The 22,044-nt window shown below is 73.1% G+C and carries 17 protein-coding genes and 1 pseudogene; 7 read left to right on the top strand and 11 right to left on the bottom strand.

Going from position 1 to position 22,044, the window contains the following annotated elements; translation table 11 throughout:
* Positions 1-156: 156 nt before the first annotated feature.
* The 4 genes from ACF1GV_RS38265 to ACF1GV_RS38250 all read right to left on the bottom strand — a co-directional run bounded on the left by ACF1GV_RS38265 (position 157) and on the right by ACF1GV_RS38250 (position 5,745).
* Complete coding sequence (locus ACF1GV_RS38265) at positions 157-1,623, bottom strand: NCS2 family permease (RefSeq protein WP_391690825.1); 1,467 nt, start codon at positions 1,621-1,623, stop codon at positions 157-159.
* Positions 1,624-1,844: 221 nt separating this feature from the next.
* Positions 1,845-4,268 (bottom strand): xanthine dehydrogenase family protein molybdopterin-binding subunit, encoded by a 2,424-nt coding sequence (locus tag ACF1GV_RS38260; protein ID WP_391690823.1) that lies wholly within the window; start codon positions 4,266-4,268, stop codon positions 1,845-1,847.
* A 2-nt stretch (positions 4,269-4,270) separates the two neighbouring features.
* Positions 4,271-4,852, bottom strand: coding sequence for a (2Fe-2S)-binding protein (locus tag ACF1GV_RS38255; RefSeq protein ID WP_391690820.1), 582 nt, complete (start codon positions 4,850-4,852; stop codon positions 4,271-4,273).
* On the bottom strand, positions 4,852-5,745 hold the full coding sequence (locus ACF1GV_RS38250; RefSeq protein WP_391690817.1) for an FAD binding domain-containing protein: 894 nt from the start codon (positions 5,743-5,745) through the stop codon (positions 4,852-4,854). Before ACF1GV_RS38250 ends, ACF1GV_RS38255 begins: the two co-directional genes overlap by 1 nt.
* Positions 5,746-6,080: 335 nt before the next feature.
* Here ACF1GV_RS38250 and ACF1GV_RS38245 point away from each other — a divergent pair, with 335 nt between their 5' ends.
* On the top strand, positions 6,081-7,754 hold the full coding sequence (locus ACF1GV_RS38245) for a PucR family transcriptional regulator (protein ID WP_391690815.1): 1,674 nt from the start codon (positions 6,081-6,083) through the stop codon (positions 7,752-7,754).
* 116 nt (positions 7,755-7,870) lie between these two features.
* Entirely contained in the window at positions 7,871-8,644 is a 774-nt protein-coding gene (locus ACF1GV_RS38240; RefSeq protein WP_391690812.1) for a hypothetical protein, read from the top strand.
* Between the two features lie 295 nt (positions 8,645-8,939).
* On the opposite strand, the gene ACF1GV_RS38235 is transcribed toward ACF1GV_RS38240, so the two are convergent.
* A complete protein-coding gene (locus tag ACF1GV_RS38235; protein WP_391690810.1) occupies positions 8,940-9,716 on the bottom strand; it encodes a GntR family transcriptional regulator in 777 nt (258 codons plus the stop codon).
* 201 nt (positions 9,717-9,917) lie between these two features.
* Here ACF1GV_RS38235 and ACF1GV_RS38230 point away from each other — a divergent pair.
* Together ACF1GV_RS38230 and ACF1GV_RS38225 are read left to right on the top strand one after the other, a co-directional pair.
* Positions 9,918-10,755 (top strand): annotated as a pseudogene (locus tag ACF1GV_RS38230) ((2Fe-2S)-binding protein).
* Positions 10,756-11,114: 359 nt separating this feature from the next.
* A complete protein-coding gene (locus tag ACF1GV_RS38225; RefSeq protein WP_391690809.1) occupies positions 11,115-12,158 on the top strand; it encodes a DUF2637 domain-containing protein in 1,044 nt (347 codons plus the stop codon).
* Between the two features lie 70 nt (positions 12,159-12,228).
* On the opposite strand, the gene ACF1GV_RS38220 is transcribed toward ACF1GV_RS38225, so the two are convergent.
* The 3 genes from ACF1GV_RS38220 to ACF1GV_RS38210 form a co-directional block, all read right to left on the bottom strand.
* Positions 12,229-12,675: an ATP-binding protein gene (locus ACF1GV_RS38220; protein WP_391690807.1), complete on the bottom strand. Its 447-nt coding sequence runs from the start codon at positions 12,673-12,675 to the stop codon at positions 12,229-12,231.
* Positions 12,676-13,023: 348 nt separating this feature from the next.
* A complete protein-coding gene (locus ACF1GV_RS38215; protein ID WP_391690804.1) occupies positions 13,024-14,766 on the bottom strand; it encodes a pyruvate dehydrogenase in 1,743 nt (580 codons plus the stop codon).
* 98 nt (positions 14,767-14,864) lie between these two features.
* Positions 14,865-16,427, bottom strand: coding sequence for a protein phosphatase 2C domain-containing protein (locus tag ACF1GV_RS38210; RefSeq protein ID WP_391690801.1), 1,563 nt, complete (start codon positions 16,425-16,427; stop codon positions 14,865-14,867).
* 440 nt (positions 16,428-16,867) lie between these two features.
* On the opposite strand from ACF1GV_RS38210, the gene ACF1GV_RS38205 reads away from it, so the two are divergent.
* The 3 genes from ACF1GV_RS38205 (at position 16,868) to ACF1GV_RS38195 (ending at position 18,980) form a co-directional block, all read left to right on the top strand.
* Positions 16,868-17,851 carry a helix-turn-helix domain-containing protein gene (locus ACF1GV_RS38205; protein ID WP_391690798.1) on the top strand — a complete coding sequence of 328 codons (984 nt, stop codon included), beginning with the start codon at positions 16,868-16,870 and terminating at the stop codon, positions 17,849-17,851.
* 64 nt (positions 17,852-17,915) lie between these two features.
* Entirely contained in the window at positions 17,916-18,398 is a 483-nt protein-coding gene (locus ACF1GV_RS38200) for a DUF456 domain-containing protein (protein ID WP_391690796.1), read from the top strand.
* A gap of 207 nt (positions 18,399-18,605) precedes the next feature.
* Positions 18,606-18,980 (top strand): PPOX class F420-dependent oxidoreductase, encoded by a 375-nt coding sequence (locus tag ACF1GV_RS38195; protein ID WP_363262116.1) that lies wholly within the window; start codon positions 18,606-18,608, stop codon positions 18,978-18,980.
* Here the strand turns inward: ACF1GV_RS38195 and ACF1GV_RS38190 are convergent.
* The 3 genes from ACF1GV_RS38190 to rsgA all read right to left on the bottom strand — a co-directional run bounded on the left by ACF1GV_RS38190 (position 18,977) and on the right by rsgA (position 22,043).
* Entirely contained in the window at positions 18,977-19,465 is a 489-nt protein-coding gene (locus ACF1GV_RS38190) for a methylated-DNA--[protein]-cysteine S-methyltransferase (protein ID WP_391690792.1), read from the bottom strand. The genes ACF1GV_RS38195 and ACF1GV_RS38190 overlap by 4 nt on opposite strands.
* Entirely contained in the window at positions 19,462-20,853 is a 1,392-nt protein-coding gene (locus tag ACF1GV_RS38185) for a DNA-3-methyladenine glycosylase 2 family protein (RefSeq protein WP_391690968.1), read from the bottom strand. The genes ACF1GV_RS38190 and ACF1GV_RS38185 overlap by 4 nt, the downstream gene beginning before the upstream one ends.
* A 77-nt stretch (positions 20,854-20,930) precedes the next feature.
* Positions 20,931-22,043: a ribosome small subunit-dependent GTPase A gene (rsgA, locus tag ACF1GV_RS38180; protein ID WP_391690789.1), complete on the bottom strand. Its 1,113-nt coding sequence runs from the start codon at positions 22,041-22,043 to the stop codon at positions 20,931-20,933.
* Position 22,044: the final 1 nt, after the last annotated feature.

The following is a 22,044-nucleotide window of genomic DNA, read 5'->3' as shown; positions in this document are numbered from 1 at the left end:
TGTGGGGGGGGGGTGTACACCCCACCACCCCGCGCCCCCCCCGCGCGGGGCCCCCCCCCGGGGGGGCGCCCCCACCCGCCCCCCCCCCCCCCCCCCCCGGGGGGGGGCCCCCCCCCCCCCCCCCCCTGCCGGTACAGCCCGTGGTTGCCCGGGCGGCTAGTGAACGCCCAGCAGGGAACGGAGCGGATGGAGCGCGAAGTAGATGACGAAGAGGACGGTCAGTCCCCACATGAACGGGCCGATCTCCCGCCACTTCCCCTGGGCGATTCTGATGGCCGCGTAGGAGATCACACCGGCGGCGACACCGGGGGTGATCGAGTAGGTGAACGGCATGATCACGACCGTCAGGAAGACCGGGATCGCCACGGAGCGGTCCCCCCAGTCCACGTGACGGGCGTTCATCATCATCATCGCGCCGATGGTGACGAGGGCGGCCGAGGCCACCTCGCGGGGCACGATCGCCGTGAGCGGCGTGAAGAAGAGACAGAGGGCGAAGAACCCGCCGGTGACGACCGAGGCGAGTCCGGTGCGGGCACCCTCGCCGACGCCGGTGGCGGACTCGATGAAGACGGACTGTCCGGAACCGCCCGTGACACCGCCGATGACACCACCGGCACCGTCGATGAACAGGGCCTTGGACAGGCCGGGCATACGGCCCTTCTCGTCGGCGAGGTTGGCCTCGGTGCCGATGCCGATGATGGTGGCCATCGCGTCGAAGAAGCCGGCGAGCACCAGTGTGAAGACGATGAAGGTGACCGTCATGTAGCCGACGTCGCCCAGACCGCCGAAGGACACCTTGCCGATGAGCGAGAAGTCCGGCATCGACACCACGCTGCCGTGCAGTGCGGGGGCCTCACCGTTGGCCCAGGCCTTGTCGTCGGCGAGGCCCGCGGCGTTGACGATCATGGCGAGGACCGTGCCGGAGACGATGCCGATGAGGATCGCGCCCGGAACGTTCCGGGACTGGAGCATGAAGATCAGCAGCAGCGTGACCGCGAAGAGCAGCACGGGCCAGCCGACGAGTTCGCCTCCGTTTCCGAGGGTGACCGGCGTGGCCTGTCCGGCGTGCACGAATCCGGCCTTCACCAGACCGATGAACGCGATGAAGAGGCCGATGCCGATCGTGATGCCGTGCTTCAGGGGCAACGGGATCGCGTTCATGATGAGCTCGCGCAGACCCGTGACGACCAGGAGCATGATCACGACGCCGTAGGCGACGCACATGCCCAGGCCCTGGGCCCAGGTCAGGTCCTTGTTGCCCATCACGAGACCGGCCAGTACGCCGGAGACGGACAGTCCCGCGGCCATGGCGAGCGGGACCTTGCCGAACCAGCCCATGAGAAGGGTGCAGAACGCCGCACCCAGCGCGGTCGCGGTGATCAGCGCCTTCTGGCTGAGCGAGTCCCCGGACTTGTCCGCGCCGGAGAGAATCACGGGGTTGAGCAGCAGGATGTACGCCATCGCCATGAAGGTGGTGACGCCGCCGCGCACTTCACGCGCGACAGAAGATCCCCGCTGGGATATGTGGAAGTACCGGTCGAGCCAGGACCGTCCGGCCGGGACGCGGCTTCCCGAGCCCGCTTCTTCGGCGGTGGTCCTGGGCTCCACTGACTGCTGGGTCATGGTGCCATCTCCCAAGGTTCACAGGGGCACCCGCGTGGGAACCGACGGCGCCGGATGGGCCGTGGCTGCGGGATTTGGGAATGGACGGCCCGGGGGACGGCCCGAGACGAACGAACTGCAGGTACTTCGAGGACCGCGAGCGGAGCGGGACTCAAAGGGGGTTCCTCCGGGCGGCGCGTGGAGGGTGTGACGTTCCCTGCGCCGCCCGGAGAGTCTTGGTGTCACGCCGTGCCGGTCAGATGTTCCGGCCGCACCGGAGTGCGGTCGAGCGGGAGACCGGTGGCGTCGCGGATGGCCGCGAGCACGGCCGGAGTGGACGACAGGGTGGGTGCCTCACCGGCGCCGCGCAGCCCGTAGGGAGCGTGTGCGTCGGCGAGTTCGAGCACGTCGACCGGGATGGTCGGCGTGTCGAGGATCGTGGGGATCAGGTAGTCCGTGAAGGAAGGGTTCTTCACCTGCGCGGTCTTCGGGTCGACGACGATCTCCTCCATCACCGCCACCCCCAGACCCTGGAGGGTGCCTCCCTGGATCTGGCCGATGACGGAGAGCGGGTTGAGCGCCTTGCCGACGTCCTGCGCGCAGGCCAGTTCGACGACCTTCACCAGGCCCAGCCCGGTGTCCACCTCGACGACCGCGCGGTGCGCGGCGAAGGAGTACTGGACGTGGCCGTTGCCCTGGCCGGTGCGCCGGTCGAAGGGCTCGGTCGGCCGGTGCCGCCACTCCTGCTCGATCTCCACCACGTCGTCCTGGAGGACGTCGGCCAGGTCGGCGAGGACCTCGCCGCCGTCGGTGACGACCTTGCCGCCCTCCAGCAGGAGTTCGGCGGTGGCCCAGGCCGGATGGGAGGAGCCGAACCTGCGCCGGCCGAGCTCGAGGACCTGCTCGCGGACGAGTTCGCAGGCGTTCTTCACGGCGCCGCCGGTGACGTACGTCTGACGGGACGCGGACGTCGAACCGGCGCTGCCGACCCGGGTGTCGGCGGGGTGGATGGTCACCTGGGTGACGCCCAGTTCCGTGCGGGCGATCTGGGCGTGGACGGTGACACCGCCCTGGCCGACCTCCGCCATCGCGGTGTGCACGGTCGCGACGGGCTTGCCGCCGACGACCTCCATGCGCACCTTGGCGGTGGAGTAGTCGTCGAAGCCCTCGGAGAAGCCGACGTTCTTGATGCCGACCGCGTAGCCGACACCGCGGACGACGTCCTCGCCGTGGGTGGTGTTGGACAGCCCGCCGGGCAGCTGCCGTACGTCGGAGCCCTCGCTGGACTCCCACTGGCGCTCCGGCGGCAGCGGCATCGCCTTGACCCGCCGCAGGAGTTCGGCGACCGGGGCCGGCGAGTCGACCGGCTGCCCGGTCGGCATGATCGTCCCCTGCTCCATGGCGTTGAGCTGCCGGAACTCCACCGGGTGCAGTCCCAGCTCCTTCGCCAGCTTGTCCATCTGCGCCTCGTAGGCGAAGCACGCCTGCACCGCGCCGAAGCCGCGCATGGCGCCACAGGGCGGGTTGTTGGTGTAGAGGGCGAGGGCCTCGATGTCCACGTCGTCGACCGCGTACGGGCCGACCGAGAGGGAGGAGGCGTTGCCGACGACCGCCGAGGAGGTCGAGGCGTAGGCGCCGCCGTCCAGGACGATCCGGCACTTCACGTGTGTCAGCTTGCCGTCCCTGGTGGCGCCGTGCTCGTAGCGCAGCGTGGCCGGGTGGCGGTGGACGTGCCCGAAGAAGGACTCGAACCGGTTGTAGACGATCTTCACCGGCTTGCCGGTGCGCAGCGCCAGCAGACAGGCGTGGATCTGCATCGACAGGTCCTCGCGGCCGCCGAACGCGCCGCCGACGCCGGCCAGCGTCATCCGCACCTTCTCCTCGGGCAGGCCGAGGACGGGCGCGATCTGGCGCAGGTCGGCGTGGAGCCACTGAGTGGCGATGTAGAGGTGGACGCCGCCGTCCTCCTCGGGCACCGCGAGACCGGACTCGGGGCCGAGGAAGGCCTGGTCCTGCATGCCGAAGGTGTACTCGCCCTCGACGATCACGTCGGCCCGCTCGCGGGCGCGGTCCACGTCGCCGCGGACGATCGGCTGGCGGTGCACGATGTTCGGGTGCGGGACGTGGCCGATGTGGTCGTCGTCGCGGTTCTCGTGGACGAGGATCGCGTCCGGGGCGAGCGCCGAGGCCTCGTCGGTGATCACCGGAAGCTCGCGGTACTCGACCTTGATCTTCGCCGCGGCGCGGCGGGCGGTCTCGGGGTGGTCGGCGGCGACCAGCGCGACCGGCTCCCCGTGGTGGCGGACCTTGCCGTGCGCGAGGACCGGGGTGTCCCGGATCTCCAGGCCGTAGCGGGTCACCTCGGTGGGCAGGTCGTCGTGGGTCAGGACGGCGTACACGCCCGGTGTGGCCAGCGCCTCGCCGGTGTCGATCGAGACGATCTCGGCGTGGGCGACGGGGGAGCGCAGGATCTGGCCCCACAGCATGTCCTCGTGCCACAGGTCGGACGCGTACGCGAACTCGCCGGCGACCTTGAGGATGCCGTCGGGGCGGAGCGTGGACTCGCCGATGCCGCCCTTGGTCTGCGCACCCTGGGTGATCTTCCCGGGTGCGCCGGCGGGGGCTCGGCCCTGTACGAACGTGGTGGAGCGCTCGGGGGACGGCATCGTCACACCCCCTCGGTCTGGCGGGCGGCCGCGAGGCGGACCGCGTCCATGATCGTCTCGTAGCCCGTGCAGCGGCACAGGTTGCCCGACAGCGCCTCGCGGATGTCGGCGTCGCTCGGGCTCGGGTTGCGTTCGAGCAGTTCGTCGCAGGCCACGAGCAGTCCGGGGGTGCAGAAGCCGCACTGTACGGCGCCGGCGTCGATGAACGCCTGCTGGACGGGGGACAGTTCGCCGCCCCCGCCGGTCTGCGAGTCGGCGCCCTGGGCCTGCCACTCCTTGGCCTCGTCGAGCGGGGTGCCGCAGGCGCCGGACGAGCGGCCGCCCTCGGCGCGCTGCCTGGCGTATTCGGCCAGGCCCTCGACGGTGACGACCTCGCGGCCCTCCACCTGGCCGGCGGCGACCAGGCAGGAGCAGACCGGCGCGCCGTCCAGGCGCACGGTGCAGGAGCCGCACTCGCCCTGCTCACAGGCGTTCTTCGAGCCGGGCAGGCCGAGACGCTCACGCAGGACGTAGAGCAGGGACTCGCCCTCCCAGACGTCGTCGGCCTGCTGCGGACGTCCGTTGACGGTGAAGTTGACGCGCATCACGCGACTCCCTCGACAGCGGGCCGGGCGCCGCGGTACGACTCCCAGGCCCAGGTCAGCGTGCGCCGGGCCATGACACCGACCGCGTGGCGGCGGTAGCTCGCGGTGCCGCGCACATCGTCGATCGGGTTGCAGGCGGCCGAGCACAGGGTGGCGAACTGCTTCGCGACAGACGGCGTGATGATCTTTCCGTTGTCCCAGAAGCCGCCCTCCTCGAGCGCGGCGTTCAGGAAGTCCTCGGCGGTCCTGGCGCGGACCGGGGTGGGCGCGGCCGAGCCGATGCCGGTCCGCACGGTGCGGGTCCGGGGGTGCAGGGCGATACCGAAGGCGCACACCGCGATCACCATGGCGTTGCGGGTGCCGACCTTGGAGAACTGCTGCGGACCGTCCGCCTTCTTGATGTGCACGGCGCGGATGAGCTCGTCGGGCGCGAGGGCGTTGCGCTTGACGCCGGTGTAGAAGTCGTCGATCGGGATCATCCGGGTGCCCCGGGCCGCCGACTCCACCTCGACCTCCGCACCGGCGGCGAGGAGGGCGGGGTGGGCGTCGCCGGCGGGTGAAGCCGTGCCGAGGTTGCCGCCGACGCCGCCGCGGTTGCGGATCTGCGGGGAGGCGACCGTGTGCGAGGCGAGCGCGAGGCCCGGCAGCTCGGCACGGAGATTTTCCATGATCTGCGTGTACGGGACGGAGGCCCCCAGCCGCACACTGTCCTCGCGGATCTCCCACTCGCCGAGGTCACGGATGCGCTGGAGATCCATCAGGTACTCGGGCCGGCGATGGTCGAAGTTGATCTCGACCATGACGTCGGTACCCCCCGCGATCGGCACCACGCCGGGGCGCTCGGCCTTGGCGGCGAGCGCTTCCTCCCAGCTGGTGGGGCGAAGGAAGTCCATGACCGGCTCTCTTCTTCGTCTCGTGGTCGTGCAGATCGAGTCAATCCGTGTGCGGCAGGGGTGGCTCGTTCATGTGGTGTTCACCCGGAGTGGACTCAGTACACCGCCGACTGCTCCATGCGGGTCAGTCACGGAAACACTGAAGGAGTTGGGTGGCCAGAAGAGCCATCTTGTAGATTCGTATGAAGTGAGGGGCTCGGTACCCTCCACGCCTTCCTCTGGCACCAGAGAACACAGCCCAGGAGCCCACGGGCGCGACCGCCCGGCCACTTTCGCCGGCTCCTCGGCACAAGATTCATCCGAAGTTTTCGAGACAAAGAACGGCGGCGACGAGAATGCGGCTGCGCGCACTGCTGGACACCGATGCGCTGGGCCTGAGGCTCCTCGGCGGCGAGGACGAACTGGACCGCACCGTGCGCGGTGTGATGACCACGGACCTGCGCGATCCCAGCCGCTACCTCTCCGGCGGCGAGCTGGTGCTCACGGGCCTGGCCTGGCGCCGGGACGCCGACGACTCCGAGCCGTTCGTACGGATCCTGGTGCAGGCCGGCGTGGCCGCGCTGGCGGCCGGCGAGGCGGAGCTGGGCGATGTGCCCGAGGACCTCGTCCTGGCCTGCGCCCGCCACCGCCTGCCCCTGTTCGCGGTGCACGAGTCGGTGGCGTTCGCGACGATCACCGAACACGTCGTACGGCAGGTCTCCGGCGAGCGCGCCGGAGACCTCGCGGCCGTGGTGGACCGGCACCGCCGCATGATGACCTCGGGCCCCGCCGGTGGCGGCCCCGACGTCGTCCTGGACCTGCTGGGCTCCGACCTCGACCTGCGCGCGTGGGTGCTCTCCCCCACCGGGCGTCTGATCGCCGGCTCGAAGGAGGCGGGACCCGGGCTCCCCGCCGAGGTGTGCGGCCGGCTCGCGGCCCAACACCTGGCGGCGACCCGCACCGGCCGCCGCGGCCCGCACCGGGTGACGGTCGGCCCGACGCCGTATTCCCTGTTCCCGGTCCGCAGCAGCGGCCGCTCCCCGCAGGCCGCCCGGGACGTGCGCGAGACGGTGCTGTCGGACTGGCTGCTCGCGGTCGAGGCGGACGCCTCCGACTGGGCCGAGGAGCGCCTGGACCTGCTGCAGGGCGTCACCCAGCTGATCGCGGTCGAGCGGGACCGCCGCGACGCGGCCCGCACGGTCCGCCGCCGCCTGGCCCAAGAGGTCCTCGAGCTGGTCCAGACGGGCGCGGCCCCGGCGGAGATCGCCGCGCGCCTGCGCGTGGCCGCTCCGGTCCTCCTGCCCGGCCTGGGCGCGGCCCCGCACTGGCAGGTGGTCGTGGCCCGCGTGGAGTGGGACGGCGGGGACGTCGACGGCGGCCCGGTCGCCCAGTCCCTGCTGGAGGAGATCCTGGTCGACCCGCAGGCGACCGGGCCCGAGCCGTCCGACCGCATCGCGGTCGCCCACACCGGCGACGAGGCGATCGCCCTGGTGCCGCTGCCGGCCGTCGCCACCGAGCACGACGGCACCGAGGCCGGCATCCTGGCCGACACGCTGCTGCAGACGGTGCGGGACCCGCTGACCGCCGGCCTGGACGGCGACGGCCGCGTCACGCTCGGGGTGAGCGCGGCCGTGCACTCGGCGGAGGGACTGCGCGGCGCTCTGGAGGAGGCCCGGCACGCCCGCCGGGTGGCCGCGGCACGCCCGGGCCAGGTCTGCGCCGCGGGCCACCAGGAACTGGCGAGCCACGTCCTGCTGCTCCCCTTCGTCCCCGACGACGTCCGCCGCGCCTTCACGGCCCGCCTCCTAGACCCGCTGCGCGACTACGACCGCCGCCACCGCGCCGAGCTGATCCCCACCCTGGAGGCGTTCCTCGACTGCGACGGCTCCTGGACCCGCTGCGCCACCCGCCTCCACCTGCACGTCAACACGCTGCGCTACCGGGTCGGGCGAATCGAGCAGTTGACGAGCCGGGACCTCTCGCGCCTCGAGGACAAGCTGGACTTCTTCCTGGCGCTGCGCATGAGCTGACCGAAGAGCGACCCGACTTTGTGAATTCCTTCACCCACCCCCTTGGCCCGGCGCCGCGATTGGTGCTGGAATGCCGCCACCACTCATAGCTCAATGGCGTGCTCGGGGAGGGCAATGTGGCGCATACCGCCATGTCTGGTACCGGAACGACCGCAGCTGACGATCCCCTCCAGACCGCGGTATGGCGGCTGCGCTCCCGCGCATGCTGGACCGACGCGGCGGAACTGCTGAAGCCGGACACCGCGGCCGCGGCTCTCCAGCGGGCCGCGCTGCTCGCGGAACGCTGCCTGTACGCCGAGCAGGGCTGGGAGGAGGCGGAGGACGCGCTGCGCACCGCGGAGGCGCTGGCCCACACGGACGAGGAGCGCGGCGCGGCCGCTTGTGAACGCGGGTACGTGGCCTACGCCGCGACCCTGCACGGGGTGCGCGACCGGGCCGACGAGGCCCGCGCCGCGCTCGGCCGGGCGGCGGCACTGATCCCCCGCGACTCCCACGCACGCGCGCTGCTGGACTTCCGCCGCGGCCTGGTCGCCCAGAACCTCGGCGACGCGCCCCAGGCGGCGCACGCCGCGTTCCGCCGGGCCCACGCCGGCGCGACCGCGCACGCCGACCCGCTGCTGCTCTCCTTCACATGGCGCCACCTGGCGGGCCTCGCCCTGCGCGAGGGCGAACTGGCCGAGGCCCGCCACGGCTTCACGGAATCCCTGCGGCTGCGCGAAGAGCTGGGCTACCTCGTCGGTACGGCCCCGGCACTGGCGTCCCTCGCGGACACCGAACCGGAACCGGAGGCGTCCCGCCTGCGCGAGGAGGCCCGCCGGCTCTTCCGCCTCCTCGGCGGAGTCCCCACCTGGCTGGCCACCCAGCTCGCGCCTCCGGCGGCGACAGCGTAGGGGCTCGCCGGGAGGTGGGGTGCGCGACCCGGCGTCACGCGGGGCCCGGTGCCGAAGTGACCGCGGTGGGGTGCGCTCACCGGCGCCGGCGGGGTGCCTCCCCCCAAGCTCTTCGAGCAGGGGGGACCCCCAGCCCTCCCGTGCCGCCCCAGGGGCACGACTGCCCGCAGCTCAGCGAGCTGAAGGCGCGCGCCACGGCGTTGGTGCAGTCGCCGGCGGCGGGAAGGGGACGGGGTGAGGGGTGTCCGCCCGCAGCGGCCGGCACCGGACAAGGGCGCCCCCGAACGAACACCCGTCACCCGAAATGCCCGGAAACCAGCTCCCGCACCACCTCCACCGCCCCCCCGATCAACGCATCCAGCAACGCCACATGCTCAGCCGCATCAGCCAACAGCTCCGCCCGCCCCCCACCCGACGGCCACTGCCCCCGCCGGTACAAGTCATCGACGATCCGCACCAACTGCGCGTTTCCCGCCAGCCCCAGCACCCCCCGATGAAACGCCCGGTCCGACTCCGCGTACGCGGCCCGGCACCCGGACGCCGCCGCCCGCACCGTCGCCTCCGCCAGCGGCCGCAGCTCCGCCCACCGCTCCACCGGCACCACCCGCGCGAGCCGCAGCATCACCGGCACCTCGATCAGCGTCCGCACCTCCGCCAGCTCGGCCAGCTCACGCGCGTCCCGCAGCACGACCCGGAACCCCCGGTTGGGCACGACCTCCACGGCACCCTCGAGCGCCAGCTGCTGCATGGCCTCCCGCACCGGCGTCGCCGACACCCCGAACCGCTCCCCCAGCACAGGCGCGGAGTACACCTCGCCGGGCTTCAGCTCCCCCGCGAGCAGCGCGGAACGCAACGCGTCCAGGATCTGCCCCCGCACGGAGGAGCGTCGCACCACCGGCCGCTCGCTGTGCCTGTGCTCACCGCGCACCGCCTCGTCCCGGCCGGCAACCGCCCGGTCCACATCGGCGGCCGTCGGCTGCTGCGGCACATACAGCCCCCGCACAGCGGGAGCCCCGACCCCGGAAGACCCCCCGGAAGACCTCCCGGCGGAGCCCTGCGCCCTCTGTTCCACGGCTCCTCCTCCGGGCTTGTCAGTACTTGCGGTCATTACGACGGGTTGTTACTCGTCCGTCAAGCACCTTAGGCCCAGAAGCCACCAGCTCAAATCCGGTCACGATCCACTAAGGTAAGGCTTACCTTCTGTCCCGCACCTTCAGGCCCGCGCCTTCAGTCCGCCCTTCCGTGAGTCCCGCCCCAGGATCGGTGATCCCCCATGCCCGTCCCGCCGCCCGCCCCCACCGCGGACGCCTACGCCCGCCTCACCGAGGCCTTGCCCCGGGCTGACGATCACCGAGCTGCAAGCGCACGACCCGCTCCCCCACGACGGCACCTGGACCCCCGGCGCCGCGCTCGCCCATGACCCGGCCGCCCTGGACACCTTCCTGGCCTGGGACGACGCCCAGGTGCTGCGCGACTACGGCACCCGCGCCCGCCCCGACGTCGTCGCGAGCTTCGGCCTGCACCGGTACGCCTGGCCGGTCTGCCTGCTGATCACCGTCCCGTGGTTCCTGAACCGCCGCGTCCCGCGCCTGCCCGTGACCCACGTCTCCTACGACCGCACGGCCGGCCGCATGGCCGTACGCCCCGCCTCCTTCGCCTGCCTGCCGGGCGACCCGGCGACTGCCCACCCCGCCGCCCGCGTGGTCCCGGACGAGGAGGCCCTGCGGGCCGAGGTGCGCGGTGCGATCGCCGAGCACGCCGAACCGCTGCTCGCCGCGTTCGGCCCGCGGATGCGGCGCCGGGGCCGCGCACTGTGGGGCATGGTGACCGACGAGGTCGTGGAGGGCCTGTGGTACGTCGCCCATCTGCTCGGCGAGGAGGAGCGGGCGCGCCGTGAACTGGAGCTGCTGCTGCCGGGCTCGACGAAGCCGTACGCCGGCGCGGCGGCGTTCCGTGAACTGTCCGGTCCGAACGGCGAACGGCTCCCCACCCGGGACCGGGCGAGCTGCTGCATGTTCTACACCGTGCGCCCCGAGGACACCTGCGCCACCTGCCCCCGCACCTGCGACACGGACCGCCTCACCAAGCTCATGTCCGCCGCCACCACCTGACTCCACGTCATTTGACGCCTTCTCGCCCCACGAGGCGTGCGCCTGGGCACAGTTGACGCCCCCTCGGGCACCACGTCACCGCGACATCCTCTAAGATCAGCCGCGAGTGGGACACGCGTACGGACACAGCCGTTTCACACCTTCCTCACCATCCGCAGGAAGTTCCCGTGGAACCACCCGTACGGGTAGTCTTATTCGAACTCAACTCCCGCCCCTCACGCGGCAGTTCGAGCAGAACGCCGCCCTGGGCATCCCCTTGCACCTCCTTGGCGGCCTCTTGCCCCGAAACCCCCTGAGGGATGGCGGGATTGGGCCACTATGGCGGGCGTTACGCCCTATCCCAATGCAAGGGACCCGTGATGAGACTGACCGACATATCGCTGAACTGGCTGCTTCCGGGCGCCGTACTGCTCCTGGGCATGCTGGCGGCGGTGGCGGTGCTCGCGCGCGGAAAGCGCTCCTCCGGCCAGAACGCGAGCACCGACGACTCGTGGGAGCGCGCCGAGGAGCGCCGCAGGCGCAAGGAGGCCCTCTACGGCACGGTCTCCTATGTGCTGCTCTTCTGCTGCGCCGCGGTCGCGGCCGCGCTCTCCTTCCACGGACTGGTGGGCTTCGGCGAGCAGAACCTGAACCTGACCGGCGGCTGGCAGTACCTGGTCCCGTTCGGCCTGGACGGGGCGGCCATGTTCTGCTCCGTGCTCGCGGTGCGGGAGGCCAGCCACGGCGACGCCGCCCTCGGCTCCCGGCTGCTGGTGTGGATGTTCGCGGCCGCGGCCGCCTGGTTCAACTGGGTGCACGCGCCGCGCGGCATCAACCACGCCGGTGCCCCGCACTTCTTCGCGGGCATGTCCCTGTCGGCGGCCGTGCTGTTCGACCGGGCGCTGAAGCAGACCCGCCGTGCGGCGCTGCGCGAGCAGGGGCTGATCCCGCGGCCGCTGCCGCAGATCCGGATAGTGCGCTGGCTGAGGGCGCCGCGTGAGACGTACAGGGCCTGGTCGCTGATGCTGCTGGAGGGCGTGCGCAGCCTGGACGAGGCCGTGGACGAGGTGCGCGACGACGAGCGGCGCAAGGAGGAGGCGCGCCGTCTGCAGCGTGAGAAGGACCGTGTGGAGCGGGCACAGCTGAAGGCCATCAGCCGTGGGCACGGAGGGTTCGCCGGCCGTGGCTCCGGCCGTGAGGTGGAGGTGCAGGCGGTGGAGCGCGGCGGCAACGAGCTCTCCGCGGAGCCTGCCATATCGACGTCGGAGCAACTGCCCGTGCGCGCGCGTCCCTCCCTGCAGCCGGTCCGGAGCGGGTCTGAGGCCATCACCGTCGACCTCACCGCGGAGGACGACACACAGGCCCTGCCGCGGCTCGACTCCCTCGAGCGCAAGCTGAAGGACCTCGAGCAGCAGTTCGGCTAGTCAGTACGTGAGGGGCGGGGCCGCGACCGAACAGGGTCGCGGCCCCGCCCTGTTGCGCGCCCCGGTCCGCTCACGCGGCGTGCAGCTCGAACCAGACCGCCTTTCCCACCCCGTGCGCCCGCACCCCCCACGCGTCCGCGAGGGACTGCACCAGCATCAGCCCCCTGCCGTGCGTGTCGTCGTCGGCGTCCGCCACGCGCAGTCGTGGTCTGCGGCCGACGAAGTCCCGCACCTCGACCCGCAGACCGCGCGGCCAGATCGTCGCCGTCAGCACCGCCTCGTGGTCGGTGTGCACCAGCGCATTGGTGACCAGTTCGCTGGTCAGCAGCTCCGCCGTGTCGACTCCTGCGGCTCTCCCCCACTGCCCCAGCAGCTCCCGCAGGGCCCTGCGCGCCTCGGACACGGCCCGCAGGTCGCGTCGTGCGAACCGGCGCCGCAACTGCGGCGCCGGTATGCGGTCCCCGCCGCTGTCCGTCCTGTCCTCCACTGCCTCGGCCGAGTAGGCCCCCGTCGTCACCGGTACGCTCCTTCGTGCCTGCCTGGTCATGACCCCCGCCTGCGTGCCGATGGCCGTATCCCTCCTGCTCGAACACGTTCACGGGGATGCATGCCCGACCGCTCGGGAGGCAGTCATCCGGCCTCGGCGACGACCGGATGTTCGGCCACCGCCCGGCCCGGCGGCGAACGCGCTTGCAGACCCGCCCGGGCGGTCACGCCGTGCGCGCACATCCTCCGACCGCCCCCTCGGCCGCGCGCCCGCGGGACGTGTGGCCACAGGGGACGCACGGCACCCGGTTCCGGCCCCCGGAACTTGGCCGGATCACGACGGTACGGAAGACGGCCAGGGCGCCCGGCGGGACGCCCGCTAGGGACGCGGGACGTTGCGCAGGTTGGAGCGGGCCATCTGGACCATGCGGCCGACCCCGCCGTCCAGCACGATCTTCGAGGCGGACAAGGCGAAGCCGGTGACCATCTCGGCGCTGATCTTCGGCGGGATGGACAGCGCGTTGGGATCGGTGACGACGTCGACGAGCGCCGGACCCTTGTGCCGGAAAGCGCCCTTGAGCGCACCGGCGAGCTGCTTGGGCTTCTCCACCCGAACGCCGTGGGCGCCGCAGGCACGGGCGACCGCGGCGAAGTCGGGGTTCTTGTTGGCGGTGCCGTGGGGTGGCAGCCCGGCGACCAGCATCTCCAGCTCCACCATGGACAGCGCCGAGTTGTTGAAGAGTACGACCTTCACCGGCAGGTCGTACTGGACCAGGGTGAGGAAGTCGCCCATCAGCATGGAGAACCCGCCGTCGCCCGACATCGACACCACCTGGCGGCCCCGGTCGGTGAACTGCGCGCCGATGGCCATCGGCAGGGCGTTGGCCATCGAGCCGTGCGAGAAGGAACCGATGATGCGGCGGCGGCCGTTGGGCGAGAGGTACCGGGCGGCCCAGACGTTGCACATCCCGGTGTCGACGGTGAACACGGCGTCGTCGTCGGCGAGTTCGTCGAGGACGGCGGCGACGTACTCGGGGTGGAGCGGGACGTGTTTGTCGACCTTGCGCGTGTAGGCCTTCACCACGCCTTCGAGCGCGTCGGCGTGCTTCTTGAGCATCTTGTCGAGGTAGCGCCGGTCGTCCTTCGTCCGCACGCGCGGGATCAGGCAGCGCAGCGTCTCGCGCACGTCCCCCCACACGGCGAGGTCCAGCTTGGAGCGCCGGCCGAGGTGTTCGGGCCGCACGTCGATCTGCGCGATCTTCACATCGTTGGGCAGGAACGCGTTGTAGGGGAAGTCGGTGCCGAGCAGGATCAGCAGGTCGCACTCGTGGGTGGCCTCGTAGGCGGCGCCGTAGCCGAGCAGCCCGCTCATCCCGACATCGAAAGGATTGTCGTACTGAATGAACTCCTTGCCCCGCAGGGCGTGTCCCACCGGAGACTTGATCTTCGCGGCGAACTCCATGACCTCCGCGTGCGCCCCGGCGGTGCCGCTGCCGCAGAACAGCGTGACGCGTTCGGCGCCGTCGATCAGGTCGACGAGCCGGTCGATCTCGGCGTCGCCGGGCCGGACCGTGGGCCGTGCGGTGACCAGGGCGGACTCCGCGGCCCGCTCGGGCGCCGGTTCGGCGGCGATGTCGCCGGGCAGGGCGACGACGCTGACGCCGCTGCGGCCGACGGCGTTCTGGATGGCGGTCTGCAGCAGCCGCGGCATCTGCCGGGGGTTGGAGATCAGCTCGCTGTAGTGGCTGCACTCGCGGAACAGCTGGTCGGGGTGGGTCTCCTGGAAATAGCCGAGGCCGATCTCGCTGGAGGGGATGTGGGAGGCGAGGGCGAGCACCGGGGCCATGGAGCGGTGGGCGTCGTAGAGACCGTTGATGAGGTGGAGGTTGCCGGGCCCGCAGGAGCCGGCGCAGGCGGCGAGCCGGCCGGTGATCTGGGCCTCCGCCCCGGCGGCGAAGGCGGCGGTCTCCTCGTGACGGACGTGGATCCAGTCGACGGCGGCGTTGCGGCGGACGGCGTCCACGACCGGGTTGAGGCTGTCGCCGACGACGCCGTAGAGGCGTTTGACGCCCGCGCGGACGAGGATGTCGACGAACTGTTCGGCGACGTTCTGCTTGGCCATGGCTGCTCGTCTGCCCCTTCGCTGTCCGGCGGATGTCCTCGGCCGGGTCGTGGGTCGGTGATGACGCCCCGGTTTCCATGGAGGCACAGCGGGCGCGGTTACGCCTCCCAAACGGCCGCGGCCGTACGGTCGTCCGCGTACCCCTTGACGCGCACCTGGGCGTCGGCGAGGAAGGCGGCGAGGCCCGGCGGTTCGGGGGCGGACCACCGGCCGCCGAGGTGGGCGGCGAGTTCCGGCTCGCCGGCGAAGGGTTCGGCCAGGCCCGCCGTGCACATCAGCAGCACATCACCCGGACGGGCGAGCGAGGCGCGGAAGCGGAAGGGTGCGGGGGGCGGTTCGGGCGCCGGCTCGTAGGGGCTCGGGGGCGTCGGGATGCCCAGGTCCATGGTGAGCCGGTCGCCCTGCGGCGTCTCGGCCGGCGGCGACCCGAACCCGACGACGGGCTCACCGCTGGGCACCTCGGTCACCTGCGGCTCGAGGTCCTGCCACGCGCCGCCGCGCAGCCGGAACAGTCCGCCGTCGCCGACGCCGAAGAAGACGCGGGTACGGCAGGCCGGGTCGGCGGGCAGCAGCAGACAGCGCAGCGTGGCGGAGTACTCCTCGGGCGTGAGGCCCTGTTCGGCGGCGGTGGCGCGCAGCCTGCCGAGGCTGCGGTCGGTGAGCCGGTGCAGCCCCGACTTCAGGTCGCCGCGCCGGGCGGCCCGCAGATCCTCGACGAGCCGGGCGTGACTGCGGCCCACCGCCCGGCCGATCCACCGGCACACCTCGGCCGCCGCCCGGTGCGCGGCCGGCGTGGCGCGGGCGCCGGACGCCATGGCCACGAGCACGAGGGCGTGCTCCCCGCTGCCGAACCGGGCGGTGAGGAGCGCGTCCCGGCGCGGTTCCCCGCGAAAGCGCGCGGAGTCCCCGCGCACCGACACGGCCCGCACGGTGCACACCCCGTACCGGGACCCGTCCAGCACCGTGTCCGGCACGAGAGCGTCCAGGTCGCCGGGGTCGGCGGCGGGCAGAGCGGTGGGCTCGGCGTCGTAGGTGGGCGGGCCGGAGCCGACGTGGGAACGGGGCGCGGGAAGCAAGACGGGCCGGACGGAGGCGGGCCGGTCATCGGCGTCGGCCACGGGGACGTCGCCCGTGCCCGCGCCGGGCGCGGGAGCCTGTGCCGGGGAGTCGTCGTCCTTACGGCCGCTGCCCGCGTCGTACGCCCCGGGTCGTCCCGGCGACTGCGCTGCCCGCTCGTCGGAACCGGGCGGTGTCGGCCCCGGCGGGAAGGTCGCGGGGCCCGGGGGTGTCGCGGGCGGTGGTTCCCAGGGGGCTCGCGGCTGCCGGAGCTCACCGCCGGGCGGGGCGGCGTCCGGAGCCGGGGCCCGGTCCCGCTGGGCCGGTACGGCGGGCGGAGGTGGGGACGATGGTGGCGCGCCCGGCGCCGGCCGCTGCCCGGAAGTGTCCGGAGCGCGGGCGGTGTCCGGGGCCCGCGCGGTGTCCGGAGGTTTCGCATCGGACGGGGTGGCCGGCCGGCGGCCGAGCGTGCCCGTCGCCGAGGCGAAGCGGTCGTCCAGTGAGTCGGGCGCCGCACTGGGGCCCGTGTCCGTCGTGGCGTCGTCGTACAGCTGCCCCCACCAGTCGTCCTCCCGGCCGGTGGGCCTTCCCCCCTGCTGACTCATGCCCCCAATTGTCCACCGCACGGCCCGGATGAAAACGGGGCATCCGGAAAATGCGGCACTCCGGGGCGCGACTGACGGCGTGTCGGGCGACCTGTCGAACAAGGGGGCGAACGCCCGGGCGCCGCCAAGGGACTCGGCGGTCGTCGGGCGGCCCCACCCCCCACGGGAGGACCGCCCGGCGACGACAGGGTGACCAGGCCCCGGATCCCCTTCACGCGGATGCGCGTCTCGGGCCCCGGTCACGTCGGAAGAACGGCCGCGCGGCGGATCGCCGGATGATCACAGGAAGCGGCCGTGGCCACACCTTGGCAGAGGGAGTGGTTCTGCGGCGATGATGTCGGGCGGCGGGTTTGCGCCGTGGCTGTTTTCCGCCATGGATGGGCCGACCGGGGCCCGGGGCATGCCACTGCTGGTGGAATCCGACGGGAGGGCGCGCGCTGATGCTGGCGGCGATCGGGCTGGACGAGACGGACGAGTCGGCGTACCGCGCCCTGGTGTCGCTGGGCGCGGCCGACATACCGGACCTGTCCCGCCGGCTGTCGCGGGCCGAATCCGACACCGAGCGCGCTCTGCGCCGCCTGGAGCGGCAGGGTCTGGCCGCGCAGTCGTCCGGCCGGCCCGGCCGCTGGGTGGCCGCCCCGCCCGGCGTGGCGCTCGGCGCGCTGCTCACCCGGCGGCGGCACGAGCTGGAGACGGCCGAGCTGACCGCGGCCCTGCTGGCCGAGGAGTACCGGGCGAACGCCGCCGAACCGGCCGTGCACGACCTGGTCGAGGTGGTCACGGGCGCGGCCGCGGTCGCCCAGCGTTTCCTGCAGTTGCAGCTCGGCGCGACGGAGGAGGTGTGCGCGCTGGTCACCGGAAACCCGATGGTCGTCTCCGGCATGGAGAACGACGCCGAGGAGCAGGCGGCCGGCCGGGGCGTGCGCTATCGCGTGGTCGTGGAGCGCTCCGTGCTGGACCTGCCGTACGGCTTCACGGAGCTGACCGCGGCGCTCTCCCGTGGTGAACAGGTCCGTGTGGTGGACGAGGTCCCGACGAAGCTGGTGGTCGCCGACCGCGCCCTCGCGCTGGTGCCGCTCACCTCCCGTCGCGCGGAGCCGGCCGCGCTGGTGGTGCACGCGAGCGGGCTGCTGGAGCTGCTGGCGGGTCTGTTCGAGTCGGTGTGGCGCGGCGCCCTGCCGCTGCGGCTCGGGCCGCAAGGGGTGATCGAGGAGGGCCCGGACGGCCCCGACGGCACCGATCTGGAGATCCTGTCGCTGCTGCTCGCCGGGCTCACCGACGCGAGCGTCGCCAAACAGCTCGATCTGGGTCTGCGCACCGTGCAGCGCCGCGTGAAACGGCTGATGGAGCTGGCCGGCGTGGCCACCCGCCTCCAGCTGGGCTGGCAGGCGTACGAGCGGGGCTGGGTGACCCGGGACGCGTGAGCGGCCCGCCTCCCCGCCCGCGCCCCCATCTGCGACTTCCCGCTCGCTCCGGCACTCTGGGCAGATGGGAGTGTGGGAACTCCTGCTGGTCGGGGTGGTCCTGCTGCTCGGCCTGTGCGGAGTGCTGGTGCCCGGCGTGCCCGGCTCGTGGCTGGTGTGGGCCGCCGTGCTGTGGTGGGCGCTGAAGGACCCCCAGCCGGTCGCGTGGGGCGTCCTGGTCGGCGCCACCGCGGTCCTGCTGCTGTCCCAGGCGGTGCGTGGGCTGCTGCCGCCGCGCCGGCTGCGCGACGCGGGCGCCACCCCCCGCATGGCCGTGTACGCCGGGATCGGCACGCTGGCCGGTTTCGTGCTGCTTCCCGTGCTGGGCGCGATCCCCGGCTTCCTCGGCGGCATCTACCTCTCCGAGCGGCTGCGGCTGGGCCGGCACGGCGAGGCCCGCGCGGCCCTGCGCACGGCGATGCGTGCCGGCGGCTGGAGCGTGCTCGCGGAACTGTTCGCCTGCCTGCTGATCACGGCGGCCTGGCTGGGCGCGATCACCTGGGGCTGAGCGACCGCCCCGGGCGCGGCGGACCCCCGAAACCGGCCGCGGACTCCAGGCACGCCGGCCACGCCACGACGCGACCGCGGCGGGCCGTCACAGGCACTCCGTCCGGCCGCCGAGGCGGCGACCCCCCGAAACCGGCCGGCCGTAAGCCTGAGGCCTTAGGGCCAGGATCCGATGTGCCGAGGCGGGCGTCGGTGCTTGGGTGGGGGCATGACGGAATTCAGCGCGGTCGAGCGTGCGTACCTGAGGTCGCAGCGGGTGGGCCGGATGGCCACGGTCGATGCGACCGGGCAGCCGCAGGCCAACCCGGTCGGTTTCTTCCTCCAGGACGACGGCACCGTCCTGATCGGCGGGTTCGCCATGGGCACCACCAAGAAGTGGCGCAACCTGCAGAAGAACCCCAAGGTCGCCCTGGTCGTCGACGACGTGGTGAGCGTGCGCCCGTGGCGGGTGCGCGGCGTCGACATCCGCGGCGAGGCCGACCTCCTCGTCGGCCCGCACGAGCTGGGCCCGCACTTCAGCGAGGAGGTCATCCGCATCCGCCCGCTGCGCATCCACAGCTGGGGCCTGGAGGAAACCCCCTAGAGAACACCCTCCAGCGTGAGCAGCCGCGTCTTGCGCTCCAGCCCGCCCGCGTACCCGGTGAGCGAGCCGTTCGCGCCGATCACCCGGTGGCAGGGCCGCAGGACCAGCAGCGGGTTGGCTCCGATCGCGCCGCCGACGGCCCGCACGGCGGCCCGGGGCGCGCCGATCCGTGCGGCGATCTCGCCGTACGTGCTGGTCGCCCCGTAGGGCACGGAGTCCAGGGCGTCCCACACCCGCTCACGGAAGGCGGTGCCGTGCACCCGCAGCGGCAGGTCGAACTCCTTGAGGTCGCCGGCGAAGTACGCGGCGAGCTGCTCGGTGGCCGCGCGGAAGGGGCCGTCGTCGTGCCGCCAGCCGTCCTGGACGGTCCGGCCGCCCTTCTGCTCCGGCACGGACAGCGAGGTCAGCGCGCCGTCCGGGTCCGCGGTGAGCAGCAGCGGCCCGATCACACTGTCGAGCCGGGTGAAGTACGTCGGGGTGGTCATCGGTTCTCCAACTCCCCTGCGGCGAGCAGGTGCTGTACGGCGTAGGTGCGCCAGGGGCGCCAGGTGTCGGGTACGGCCCGGCCGGGCGGGGCGACGTCCGGGTCGCCGAGCGCGCGGGCGCGGATCACGGCGACGGTGACGGCGTCCATGCCCGGCAGCGCGCGCAGGGCCTGCTCGGCGTCGTCGCGGTCGACGCCGGGGTCGAGCCGCAGACGGCCGTCGGCCAGGGCGGCGGCGAGCGCGCCGAGGGGGCCGCCGGGCTCGGCCTGCGCGAGGACGGCCGGCTCGGGGAAGAGCCGGGTCAGGCTGCCGCAGGGCGCGTCGAGCCGTTTGCCGTACGCGACGACGAGTCGCTGCGTCCCGGCCGGCCCGGCCAGGGCGCGCACCGCCACCTCCTCCGGGTCGGCGGCGCCCGGTGAGCGCAGTCCGGGGCGGGCGGCGACCAGCGGGGCGAGCCGCGGGTCGGCGCCGAGCCGCTCGTCGACGGCGTACGGGTCGGCGTCCAGGTCGAACAGGCGGCGCAGCCGCTGGACGGCCGTCGTGAGGTCGCGCGGGTCGGTGAGGTGCAGCCGGGCGTCGAGCCAGCCGCCGGGGTGGGCGGCCGAGGCCCGGGTCTCGGTGCCGGTGCGCTCCGCGACGGCGGCGATCCCGGTGCCGTACGGCAGCCGCAGGGTGCGCCGGTAGGTGCGGGCGCCGGGCGGCCCGCTGACCTCCTCGACGCCGGGGACGGCTTCGCGGGCCAGCAGGTCGAAGAGGGGGCCCGCCTGGTACGGCCCCCGGTGGGCGAGCCGCAGCGGGATGCCGACGCCGGGTGTGTCGTCCCGCCGGGCGCCGGGTGCGGCGGCCCGCAGTTCGCTCGGGGTGGAGGCGTAGATGACTTTGATCGTGTCGTTGAACTGCCGGACGCTGGCGAAGCCGGACGCGAACGCGATCTCGGTGATGGGCAGCTCGGTGGTCTGCAGCAGCAGGCGCGCGGTGTGCGCCCGCTGCGCCCGGGCCAGCGCGACCGGTCCGGCGCCGAGCTCGGCGGTGAGCTGCCGCTGCACCTGCCGGGCGCTGTAGCCGAGGCGTACGGCGAGCCCGGCGACGCCCTCGCGGTCGACCACACCGTCGCCGATCAGCCGTATGGCACGGCCGACGACGTCGGCGCGGACGTCGTGGTCGGCCGAGCCGGGCACGGCGTCCGGACGGCACCGCCGGCAGGCCCGGAACCCGGAGCCCTGCGCGGCGGCGGCCGTCGCGAAGAACCGCACGTTGCGACGCTTCGGCGTCACGGCCGGGCAGCTGGGGCGGCAGTAGATCCCGGTGGTCTCGACGGCGAAGAAGAACTCGCCGTCGAACCGGGCGTCCCGGCTGCGCACGGCCTCGTACCTGCTGTCCTCGTCCATCACGAGAACCAGTCTCCGCCACCCGGCGCGCCCCGACTGGCGGAAATCGGACGTGGAGGTGAGTCGGGTCCCGGGACCTAGCTGAAGCGTCCCCTCTTGGCCTCCATCGCCGCCTTCCCCGCCGCCCCCCGCCGCTTCCACTCCTTGCGGATCTCCGCGCGCAGCCGGGCGTCGGTCTTGGCGACGATGTACTGGTTCTCACGCTGGAGCTTGCGGTAGCTCTCCAGCCGCCGCTCCGGCAGCTCGCCCGACTCCAGGGCGGCCCGTACCGCGCACCCCGGCTCGGTCTCGTGGCCGCAGTCGTGGAACCGGCACTCCTCGGCCAGCTCCTCGATCTCGGCGAAGACCTGTCCGACCCCGCCTCCGGCGTCCCACAGGCCGACGCCCCGCAGGCCGGGGGTGTCGATGAGGACGCCGCCGCCGGGCAGGGCCAGCAGGTTGCGTGTGGTGGTGGTGTGCCGGCCCTTGCCGTCCATGTCCCGGACGGCCTGGACCTCCATCACGTCCGCGCCGAGCAGCGCGTTGGCGAGGGTGGACTTGCCGGCGCCGGACTGCCCGAGCAGGACGGAGGTGCCGCCGCCGACGACCGCTGCGAGCACGTCGAGTCCGTCGCCCTGCTCGGCGCTGACGGTCAGCACGGGCACACCGGGCGCCGCGGTCTCGACGTCCTGGACGAGATACCCGAGCGTCGCCGGGTCGGGCACGAGGTCGGCCTTGGTGAGCACGACCACGGGCTGCGCTCCGGACTCCCAGCCGAGGGCGAGGAAGCGTTCGATGCGGCCGAGGTCGAGTTCCGCGCCGAGGGAGACGGCGACGACGGCGTGGTCGACGTTGGCGGCGAGGATCTGCCCCTCGGACCGCTTGGAGGAGGTGGAGCGCACGAAGGCGGTGCGGCGCGGCAGATACGCCCGCACGTAGCGGGGCGTGCCGGCGGGTTCGACGACGGCCCAGTCGCCGGTGCACAGGACCCGCAGCGGGTCGTGCGGGGTGACGAAGGCGGTGTCGGCGCGGATCGTGCCGTCGGCGGTGACGACGTCGCACTGGCCGCGGTCGACGCGGACCACGCGGCCGGGCAGCAGCCCTTCGGCTGCGTACGGGGCGAACGCGTCGGCCCAGTCCTCGTCCCAGCCGTAGGGAGCGAGAGCGGAGAAGGCGGAGAAGATGGAGAAGGAAGCAGAGCTGGCGCTCAAG

It is taken from the genome of Streptomyces sp. NPDC014006 (assembly GCF_043088925.1).
In the GTDB taxonomy this organism is placed as follows: domain Bacteria; phylum Actinomycetota; class Actinomycetes; order Streptomycetales; family Streptomycetaceae; genus Streptomyces.
Note: the sequence above shows the minus strand (reverse complement) of the source record. Positions and strands in the feature narration are given on the sequence as shown.